General features: G+C 36.4%; 9 protein-coding genes. 7 read left to right on the top strand and 2 right to left on the bottom strand.

Features of this window, described 5'->3' with window-relative positions; genetic code table 11:
- The first annotated feature begins 42 nt into the window (after positions 1 to 42).
- The 7 genes from HRT72_07470 to HRT72_07440 all read left to right on the top strand — a co-directional run bounded on the left by HRT72_07470 (position 43) and on the right by HRT72_07440 (position 7,551).
- Complete coding sequence (locus HRT72_07470) at positions 43 to 1,377, top strand: IS5 family transposase (protein NQY67545.1); 1,335 nt, start codon at positions 43 to 45, stop codon at positions 1,375 to 1,377.
- 879 nt (positions 1,378 to 2,256) lie between these two features.
- Complete coding sequence (locus tag HRT72_07465; GenBank protein ID NQY67544.1) at positions 2,257 to 2,628, top strand: hypothetical protein; 372 nt, start codon at positions 2,257 to 2,259, stop codon at positions 2,626 to 2,628.
- A 45-nt stretch (positions 2,629 to 2,673) separates the two neighbouring features.
- Positions 2,674 to 3,747 carry a M15 family metallopeptidase gene (locus tag HRT72_07460; GenBank protein NQY67543.1) on the top strand — a complete coding sequence of 358 codons (1,074 nt, stop codon included), beginning with the start codon at positions 2,674 to 2,676 and terminating at the stop codon, positions 3,745 to 3,747.
- A gap of 733 nt (positions 3,748 to 4,480) precedes the next feature.
- Positions 4,481 to 4,987 (top strand): hypothetical protein, encoded by a 507-nt coding sequence (locus HRT72_07455; protein NQY67542.1) that lies wholly within the window; start codon positions 4,481 to 4,483, stop codon positions 4,985 to 4,987.
- Between the two features lie 3 nt (positions 4,988 to 4,990).
- The gene (locus tag HRT72_07450) at positions 4,991 to 5,206 is read left to right on the top strand and encodes a helix-turn-helix transcriptional regulator (GenBank protein ID NQY67541.1); all 216 of its coding nucleotides are present in this window, start codon (positions 4,991 to 4,993) and stop codon (positions 5,204 to 5,206) included.
- 99 nt (positions 5,207 to 5,305) lie between these two features.
- Complete coding sequence (locus HRT72_07445) at positions 5,306 to 6,937, top strand: fused MFS/spermidine synthase (GenBank protein NQY67540.1); 1,632 nt, start codon at positions 5,306 to 5,308, stop codon at positions 6,935 to 6,937.
- Positions 6,934 to 7,551, top strand: coding sequence for a fused MFS/spermidine synthase (locus HRT72_07440; GenBank protein NQY67539.1), 618 nt, complete (start codon positions 6,934 to 6,936; stop codon positions 7,549 to 7,551). The genes HRT72_07445 and HRT72_07440 overlap by 4 nt, the downstream gene beginning before the upstream one ends.
- 61 nt (positions 7,552 to 7,612) lie before the next feature.
- Here HRT72_07440 and HRT72_07435 read toward each other — a convergent pair whose 3' ends face one another.
- Complete coding sequence (locus tag HRT72_07435; GenBank protein ID NQY67538.1) at positions 7,613 to 9,073, bottom strand: hypothetical protein; 1,461 nt, start codon at positions 9,071 to 9,073, stop codon at positions 7,613 to 7,615.
- Between the two features lie 253 nt (positions 9,074 to 9,326).
- Positions 9,327 to 10,529, bottom strand: a complete 1,203-nt coding sequence (locus HRT72_07430; GenBank protein ID NQY67537.1) for an LTA synthase family protein — start codon at positions 10,527 to 10,529, stop codon at positions 9,327 to 9,329.
- Between the last annotated feature and the right edge of the window lie 346 nt (positions 10,530 to 10,875).

The following is a 10,875-nucleotide window of genomic DNA, read 5'->3' as shown; positions in this document are numbered from 1 at the left end:
TTGCAGGCAAATCGCTATCTTAGTAGGAAAACCTTGCAATAAATGATAGGAAAATCAACTTCTCAAGATCAACAAGATTTATTTCAACCCCTGCTTAAAGAGTTCATTAATTTGAATCATGAGTTGGCGTTATTGGGCGACAAAATTGACTGGAAATATTTTGAAGATGCGTTTGCTGATCTCTATTCTTCTACAGGTATGCCGGCAATGCCAATACGTTTGATGGTTGGTTCTTTAATGTTGAAAAGGATTTACAATTTGGGCGATGAGACCTTATGTGAAGCTTGGATCCGCGATCCGTACATGCAGTATTTTTGTGGCATGGCTCATTTTGAGCATAAATTTCCTTGCGACCCCAGTGACTTTGTTCATTTTAGAAAGCGTATAGGTCAACCAGGAGTTGAAAGGATATTTGCATATTCTGTTCTTCTTCATGGAAAAGCAGCCAAAGAAAAGGTAACGCTTTCCGATACAACGGTTGCCGAGAACAATACCACCTTTCCCACAGACGCTAAGCTAGCAAAGAAAATTATCGATAAATGTAATGGTATAGCTCAAAAAGAATTCGTTGAGCAACGACAAACGTATACCAAAGTTTCCAAGCAATTAGTGCGGGATACGCACAATTCATCCCATCCAAAACGAAGAAAGAAGGCAAAAAAATCAGGTCGAAAATTAAAAACGATAGCTGGACGATTATTGAGAGAGTTGGAAAGAAAACTTCCAGAACCTGTGCTCAATGAATATCAACAAGAATTTGATTTGTATTATCGTGTTCTTACCCAAGAACGTTCAAGCAAAGATAAAGTTTACAGTCTGCACAAGGATTTTACAGCTTGTATAGCCAAGGGAAAAGCACATAAACAATATGAGTTTGGAAATAAGATTGGTTTGGTCACCACCTATAAAAGTTTGATCATTACTTCAATCATGGCATTTGAAGGAAATCCACACGATAGTAAAACCATCGAACCTCTATTAAGTCAGATGAAATCAAATATTAACTATACTCCTCAAGAGGTAGTGTATGACCGAGGAGGAAAAGGACAAAAACAAATTGGAACTACTAAAATATCTACACCTGACTACAAACCTCTAAAACGAGATACAGAATATCAAAAGCGAAGTAAACGGAAAAAATTCAGAAGAAGAGCTGCAATAGAACCCGTTATAGGACATTTAAAAACAGATTTCAGAATGGCACAGAACTATCTCAGTGGACCAGATTCACCACAAATAAATGCCTTTTTAGCTGCTACTGGATGGAATCTTAAGAAGATGATGAGACAGTTGAAAAGTGAAGTCAAATTATCGTTGATTCAGGTTTTTGAAATCATTTTAACATACTTCTTCCCAAAAATGACTTTGAGTTCATAAGGATCGACTAGTTAATGAGATTCTTGCTAATAGTTTCAATCCTAGCTCTACATTCAGCTTAGATTATTGTCCCTTCGCTAATTCTTGTTAATCACAATTTTATAATAATAAATGCGTTTAGAATACCCAAGTTCAATGGGTTCTCACCCTATGCTTGTTTGGTTTATGATTGGCCTCATATGAAAATATGAGGCTTTTTTTGTTAAGACTCTTTAGTTATAGGAATTACAGCCAATAACGCCATTCCTTCTAACAGATTTAGGTTCGATCGTCGTCCCTTTCTCGCTACTTAAACACCTCAGAAATCCCCTAAAACAGGGGCTTTCTTTTTTCCTAGTAACAAATCAGCAACAGAATGAACGCTAATATTGTGTTGCTTAATTCTGAATTTCCTTATTAGAATACTAAGGTTATAAAGTGACCAATACGCGCGCGCGTAATGTTTTGATTTGCCTCGCATGTGTACGCGTATCTATCGCGAAACCCCCTTACCGCTACTCTTACGTTACTTTAACGGTAATCAATTGCCTTGTTTTGTAGCAATCCATCTTTATAAAAGGATATGTACACGGCGCGATCTATCTTAGATCAATAATAAAACTGTTGGCCTATGATAAGTGAAGATGAAGAAGCGAAAAGACCTAGTCAACAATAAGAAGGTTAGAGATTGAAGGTAAAACACCCCTTTGCATTGCGATACCTTTACAGGACGATTACGGCACAGGAAGAAATTATGTGCATGGAAACATTGTTGTCTTTTAATCGAGATATTAGAGGGCAAGCATTACAAGTTTCTTAAGGAAATTATGTTAAAAGATTTAAGCTAAACTATCAGGTCTCAGTAAAGTTAACTAATTTGAACAATTCAAATAAAACAACATGAAAACAAAAACAACACTTTTACTTTTACTTATATCGATTAGCTCTTTGGGGCAATCAATAGAATTTAACGACCCAGCGTTTAAAGCTAACCTAGTAAGTAATACAGACTTGAACACGGACGGTAATGACGAAATAGACATAGCGGAGGCCAACGCTTTTACGGGTGATCTTAGGCTACTCTACATGTCGGACTTATCAGGCATTGAATACTTCACCAGCCTAAACAAATTAGAATGCTATTACGGCACGCTAACGAGCTTAGACCTATCGCAGAATACCATGATAACTGATATACTCATTACATGGACGCCAATAACAGCCCTCGATGTGTCGAATTGTTCATTATTAACTCATGTTACGCATCGTTAAGCCACTTTTGCTAAATTGGGTGTTAATAACTAAAATAATTTAATTATGAGTAACCTAAGTGTTGTCGAAAGACTAAAAGAAGCGGGCATGATGACCAATGTGCTACGTGTAGCTCAGCCCAATGCCGATCTTAAAGAATTCCAAACATTAATGAACGAAATGGGCTTTGGCGATCAGTTAAACTGGGAAGTTAATGCTGATTCGGGATTTTACGATGAATACTGTATCGCTGCAGTTCAAGAGTTTTGTAAAAAGAATGACATTGAAGCAGATGGAACAGAAATTACTGAAGAGATTGGAGAACGTTTAATTATACTTTACGAAAGTTTAGACGAATTGCAAGATTTGCACGAAGCTTGGCAAGAGGATAAAAACGAAATTGAACTAAAAGAAGGTTCAACTTCTAAAGCTTTAATTTCTTCGTTTCAAACTATTATGAACGATTTAGGTTATGGCAAACAATTAAATTGGAGCAAGTATAAAAACGATGGGCATTACGGAGCTTCTTCTATTGCTGCAGTAACTGCTTTTATTGCCGATGCAGGACTTGAAGGTGAAGATCCTACTTTTATTTCGGATACGGTTATCCAAGCAATGATGGTTAAACATGGTGCTTTTTACGGTAAGAAATGGATGGACAATCCTAAACAAGAAGCCTCCTCGTCTGACGGTTCCACACTTACCGAGTTTATTGGCGTCAATTTTCAAGGTAAAAAAGTATTGGCAGATGATTTGTTTTTACCAGAATTGCAAAAAATTGATAAGTATGCTGGAGAATTTGGAATCAAAATTCATGTTACCAGTTCTTTCAGAAAAGATGCCAACGTTAAAGGAGCGATTGTAACACCATCAAAAATGTCGAACCACATGGCCGGCCATGCAATCGATATGAACATTGTATTCCCTGGAGGATGGGCCAACTCTGCATACCTTAAAAAGAGCAACGAAGCCAACTGGCACGATAGCGTTAAAGGATTTATTGATGCCATTAGAGATGATGAGACATTGCGTTGGGGTGGAGATTTTAATACCGAAGATCCAGTACACATTGATGATGGCTTAAACGTAAGAAGTCGTGAAGAGTGGAAAGCACGTTTTGCAGCTACTCAATTGACATAGTTTAGCCTATTTCGCAACATATATTTTTTTAGAAAGGTTTCTTCCGACACTGTTGGAAGAAACCTTTTTATTTAAAGCCATCTAAGGTTTAAAAGTTCTTTTTAATACAACTTAACCAATAGACTACTCAGGCACTACAAGCTGATTTAAGCCCTTTTTTAATGACAAAAAAAGCAACTTAAATATTGAGAATTCTTGCTTTGTTTCTGTTTGAATCTTTCGGGCAAGAAACTACCAAAAAGATTAATTTTATTTGAACAAAGGAAGAAAAGTCACCGGTTTTCAAAAATCACTTTCAAGTAGTCTACTGTTTTATCCTCGATAAACTAACGTTTCAAAATACCTTTTTAGTTTTTTCATTGCCTATTCGCCTTTTTAATTTGGAGCTTTTCGGGAATCACATTGCAATAATTACAATTTATTGACCTAATCATCAAAAAAACCACCTGATATTAAGACCTACAGGACTATACGTATAAATTCGCATTAAATATAGACTTGCACAAATTAACGTTTTTCGTTAATTTATATTTGTATTTCATTGTCAGATTTCCGACTTTAGCATTATAACAACCCAAAATTATTGAATATGATAAAAATGAAAATTCTTAACATTAGAAATATGATCATGAGAGCGCTAATATTAACATTGTTCAAAATTGTTATGGGCACCAGAAATTTTTTCGTTAACTCATAAGTAACTTTAGCTGTAGAACCATATGCATACTTCTTAATGAATCGGAATATAGTAATTGTTATTTCTACATTGCTTGTTGTGTCTTTTGTTCCTTGGAAACAGGTTAACATGGACACTTTCATGTGGTTAATTCCTGTAGTTGGAATTTTCCTAGTCATTAAAGCATTCAATTTTCTAGTAAGAAATAATCCAAATTTCAAATCTTACTTTACAAGTAACCTCAATATTCTTTGTGCAAAATACAAGCGCAGCATGGAATTAGACTTCCCTTCCGATCTGCTTTACGAGAATTTCATTGAATTACTAAAAGAATCTAAAATCGATATTATTGAAAGCGACGAAACAAGTCGTACAATATTTGCTCGCACAACCAACGACGGGGTTTTCCCCCGATCAAACATCTACATAGAGATTACAGAAAAAGGAGAGATGGCAACCATCGAATTCTGTTCGGCTCGTTTTGATACGTGGCATTCACTTGGAAAAAACGAGGAGAACTGGGAGAACCTATTAAATCAATTTGAAGAATCACTCATAATTTAATAGATGCCGATTGTAGTTAATTTAGATATCATGTTAGCCAAAAGGAAGCTCAAATTAATGGAGCTGGCCGAGATAGTGAATATATCTACGGTTAACTTGTCGATTCTAAAACAAAGCAAGGGAAAAGCAATTCGGTTTACCACATTAGATGCTATTTGTAAAGCGCTTGATTGTCAGCCCGGCGATCTCCTAGAATACGTTGAAGAAAAAGAAGAATAAATTACTATCCTTTTAGCTCCTCATTACTCAAATCTATTTAATATATCTCTTTGCTAAATTGTATTTTTGTAACGAGGAAAAACATCAATTAACTTCTTAGTGACGAGCAAATCAAACATAGGGATAAGCAACCTAAAATATTGGATAATTGCCTTATTTGAAGGTGCCAGTGTTATGGGAGTAGAACTTCTTGGATCTCGAATGATTGGGCCTTTTTATGGCACTTCATTTTTCGTTTGGGCATCTGTAATCGGTGCTACCCTAATTAGTTTAACACTAGGGTATTTTGTTGGAGGCATTGTATCGCGAAAGTATGCCAATCAGGATAAGTCCATCGCATACTTTATGTTTGCCGCCATTATCTCCATTGTATACATGTACATGTATGCACCGTTTGTTTTAGTTTTCACATATAAACTGGGCATGTCTACCGGGTTGATTGTAGCACCTATTTTCATAATCGGAATTCCACTGTTTTGCTTCGGAACCATTCCGCCTCTTATTGTAAAAAGCTCTACCGACAAATATCAAAATGCGGGTTTTAATGCTGGCTTAATTTTCGGTCTATCTACAATCGGAGGAATTATCTCAGCTTTTGTTTTTGGCTTTATAATCATTCCAGCTTTCGGAATAATAATGCCATCTATTCTTTTGGGCCTTTTATTATTCATCCTCATTTTCGCAAGCTTTTTTAAACGGGAATCTTACCAAGTTTATGTGCTTGTTTTCATCGTCTTATTATATCCTGCCTACAAACGACTTACAATTGTTCCTCCAGCAACAAAGCATACTGCGATAGGAAGAAGCATGATTACCGTACATGAGTCGCATGGCATACTTGGGCAAATAAAAATATCTGATGTAGAAGATGTTTCCTTTGGAGATAACTATCAAGAAAGTATTTCTTTAAGAGTTAACAACATCAACCAAACCTTGGTAAGAAAAGATAAATACACCACTTCTTACTGGAGCTATGTTCATCAAATTTCTGCTACTTGTTCGTTTAAAGAAGCAGGTTCTAAAGTGCTTCTGCTTGGCTTTGGAGCTGGCAGTTTAGTAACAGAATTTGAAAGAATGGATTTTGAAATTGATGCCATAGAATTGGATGAACGCATTCCGCAATTGGCAAAAGAATATTTCAACTTTAAAGGTACCAACACAAGGGTGGTGATTGATGATGCCAGGCATTTTATTGAAGTAGGCACCAAGAGATACGACATCATTGTAATGGACATTGCCAAGGCAGAGTCGCAGCCATCGTATCTTTATTCGCAAGAATGCTTTAAGAAGATAAGCACTATTCTTAACGATGATGGCCTGCTGATAGTTAATTACCAAGGTACTTTGGAAGGTGTAGATGGTTTAACATTTAGATCGATTCATAAAACAATTTCGAGTGTAAATTTACATGTTCAAACTCTCCGACCACAAGGCATAGCGAACGACTTGTTTCACGATATGATTTTTGTAGTGAGCAAAACTGAATTTAATTACAACGATATTGATTTCGGTAACAGAAACCATTGTTGCGCTAAGTATACTTTGTTCGATTGTGTTGATAAGGACGAAATAACCAGACTTACTGCTGCAAATGACGCCATTACTTTTGTTGATGATAAGCCTATTATGGAACTTATGAATTTTACCAGCATGCAACAATGGCGAAAAGAAATGATTGAGAACTTTACCAATATTAATTTCGAAAACGGGGAGGGCATATTTTCGAAATGAGCAAAAACAACACTGTTTTAATAAAGTATTTACTCTTGGTTACTTCGTGTATTGAGGGAGGTGTTTTAATGGGCCTCGAATTAATAAGCGCCAAGTACCTTACGCCTTATTATGGCAACTCGTTGTACGTTTGGTCGTCCGTACTGGCATTTACCTTAGGCGGTTTGGCGTTGGGATATTTTATTGGAGGGTTTATGTCACGGAAATTTCAGCCCATGCTAATATTAGCTGCTTCGCTATTTGGATGTTTTGTGATGCTTTTAGGACTTCCATTTTATTCCCAATTCATTCTAGAGTATTCAATGGCATATAGCCTAATAACTGGCATTAATATTTCGTGTGCAATTATTATTGCGCCAATTGTTTGCTTGCTCGGCATGACGAGTCCATTAATAATAGGGATTCTATCAAACAAAGATAACGAAGTAGGCAACGTTGCAGGAACTGTTTATGGCATATCCACCTGTGGTGGAATCCTTTTCACTTATTTGTATGCTTTCTATTTCATCCCTTACAAAGGACTAAACTATAGCTCTTGGACTTTATCGGGCCTGATGTTGCTGATTACATTAATCGTTTTATTTGCAAAACAAAACACCCAAAAACATCAATAAAAAAGGGATTTTGCATTAACAAAATCCCTCGTTCCATTCAGAATATTTTTTGATCTATAGCCTATCTATTAGTACGCGGCGATAAGTCTCTTTGTGTATTAATACTTGCACTTAAACTTCCGTAAGTTGCAGCAACAATTATCGACCAAATGTTTCCACCTGCCGCTGCAGAAATAGCTCCAGCAATTAAGCCTCTACCATCTGCGTTGTACGACCGCTGATCCAATCTCTTATAATCAGTATTCCAACCTTTACCATATACTTCAATATTTGGTTCGTCTGTCATTGTTTCATGATAAGGAGAGGTTTCGTCGGCATATTGAATTTCCCAATAAACTCTCGAATGCTTCGTAATAGAGATATACATCAGCAATAAATTCTTTGCTTCAGTAGAAAGGCTGTTGTCTCCTGCTACTAAGTCCTGAAACGAATTAGCCACCTTAATAAAGTCGCAAATGTCCATTTTGGCCAAACTAGCTTCATCAGCTTCTCCCATGCCCATTCCTGCTCCCATAATATCGACACCCATTGGGCCGCCCATAGCACCACCCATAGCACCACCCATTGCGCCGCCCATCGGGCCAGGACCTCCCATGCCGCCTATAACTACTTCTTCGCCAATTCCGGCAACGTCATAAGGTTTATCCAAATTGGCTTTCTTAATGTAGTCACGTAAAATCTTCTCCATTCTTTTACCTTCCTCGTTTCCGTAGATTGCCTTTATTTCAGCCATTAAATCCTTATCAACGCTTTTATATTTGTCCTCGTTCACATCTTGTGTTACCTGCTCAACAATAGCAGTTAATGTAGTAGCCGTCATAGGAGTATCACAGATGTAACCCATTCCTTGACCAGGAATTGGACCAACTACACATGGAATAGGCTCAGCTGTTATACCATCTAAACATGGAATTTCCTCGGCCATAAAAGAAACAAGAAAATTATATGTGCTCTCACTTGTTAAGTCTTCATCTACATCACCGTTAGCATCAAAAACTAAAATATCAGATTCATATTCAATATATTCATCTAAACCAGCACTGTGTACTTCGCCAATGTGATCGATAAAAATCTCATGATTCATTGGGTGGTAGTAGCATTCTTCCCCTTCCGCAGCCATTGATTTCTGGATATCGAAATACCAACCGTTCATATCACCTATTTCGCCTTTAATCTCATCTGACAATTTACTTGCCAATATAGACAAGCCTAAATTTTCTGAAATTGGGAAACTAATGGTTAATAAATCTAAAGTATAAGCATCATCAAAAATCGAACCCGATCTTACAAATGCAATTAAAACTGCATCTGTTAATGGAATCGATTCAAAAAGTAAATCTTCTTTTTCGTCAGCACTAATTGATAGATCATTTATAATCGAAATTAGATCGTTATCGGAATAAGATTGACCTGCACCATTTTGATATAATTGATCTAATAATTGATCTTTCTCACATGCCGTGAAGAAAATTATTAGCCCGATAATAGCAATGCCGAATTTGTACTTTTTTAAATTTTTCATACTCTCTGAGATTTTATGCTTGTAAACTTGATATGATACGAATATAGCATATTTAATTCAATGAGTGTCATCGAATATACTGCTATTTATGAGACTCACAATCACCTATTAAATACTCATAAATTCGTTTATTTTCAACGCTTTTGAAGCAAAAGTGAATAACTTTTCTGCTATTTTTATGCGTATTTTTTCACAATTCTTCTTAAAAATAAAATAAAAACAAATTCATCGGTATTTTTCACAATCGAACACATTAAAAGTCAACATACTCGGCTATAAGCGCTTGCAAATATGCTTTGCCAGATTTCAAATATTCTTGATTTTTTTCATCCGATACATTTTCCTGAGATTTATATATGATATCGCCAAATTGATGATCAAAAACCAATTTTTGCTCATTATTTACCCAACCAAAACCTTCATCGAAAGCAAAAAAAGCAAACTTTTCTGACGTAGGATTAAATAGATTCTTACTCCACTTAAATTTTTCATAACCCAAACCAAGCTGTGCTAAAATAGTAGATACAAAATCGGAATGCGACGCAACATCGCTAAACTCCGCACCTCTATATTCTACTTTAAGCACATTGCCAAACATTAAAAATGGGATGTGATGCCGTTCGGGTTCGTAGCTCTTTCTGCCATAAGGCAAAGGGCTACAATGATCCGTTAAAATAATAAACAAAGTGCTGTCGTACCAACTTTTACTTTTTGCCTCCCGCATAAAATCACCCAAGCACTTATCTGTATACGACACCGTATTTCTGTAAAAATCTGCCTTATCATCACCCGAAAACCCTCCATCAACAGGTGCATTAAAAGGCTCATGACTAGTGGATGTCATTATTAGATGAAAAAAAGGCACTTTGGGCGCTTCCATTTCCGACAAGTAATTATCGAATAATTCCTCATCATAACCACCCCATTCTATTTTTTGTTTAAACGAAATGTGTTCTTCTCCATAGATGGGATCGAAACCAGCAACACGTAAATAAGAACGCGTATTGGCGTACGAAAGATAGCCGCCATAATAAAACATTGAACTATATCCAGCCTTTTTTAACGGGTTTAAAATATTTGGTATGTTTTCGAACGTTCCTGTTTCTCTAACAATTGTAGTGGTTGGTTGAGAAGGAAAACCACTAAGAAAAGCAGCCTGACCTTGCTCGGTTCTAAAACCAGTTGAATAAAAATTGGTGAACATTAAACCTTCTTTCGTCGGTATGTGAAATTCATTAGTAACTCCTTTTTCGCCACCAATAGACTCTATAACATCGCCGCTCCAACTTTCTAAAAGCACTACCACAATGTTTGGTCGCTTTACATTTAATATACTCGTGCAAGTATCTTTATTAGCACTAAACAAGTTTTGGATTATCTCTTCGGCCTCGGCTTTATCGTAATATTGATACGGATTCGACACAACATGCTTACTCTTATTAACGGTTAGCTCCATCAAATTCCAAACACCATTTACAGCAGCTAAGTTTAATGCTCTATTAACAGAATAGTACGCCCAGCTTTTATTGATTGGAAACTTCCCCTACTCTGCCTCTTATAGATAAAATAAGCATGGCTATGGTGCCAAACGAAATGCCCGAAGCTTTGTATTTATTTATTGTTTGCGGTTCCAATTCAATTTTTTTCAGAAGAAAAACAAAGCCCAACATCTAGCGATCAAAAATTACGTGGGTCCAAGGGACCCCACTAATTTTATCGCTTTGTTGCACTGAACAGCCTACGCGCTAATCAGATTATTATTAACCGATTACCCTATATGTATTTTCAATAATTTGGTGTTA

The sequence above is a fragment of the Flavobacteriales bacterium genome, assembly GCA_013214975.1.
Taxonomy (GTDB): Bacteria; Bacteroidota; Bacteroidia; order DT-38; family DT-38; genus DT-38.
The sequence above is the reverse complement of the archived record's forward strand: the minus strand, read 5'-3'. Positions and strand labels throughout refer to the sequence as shown.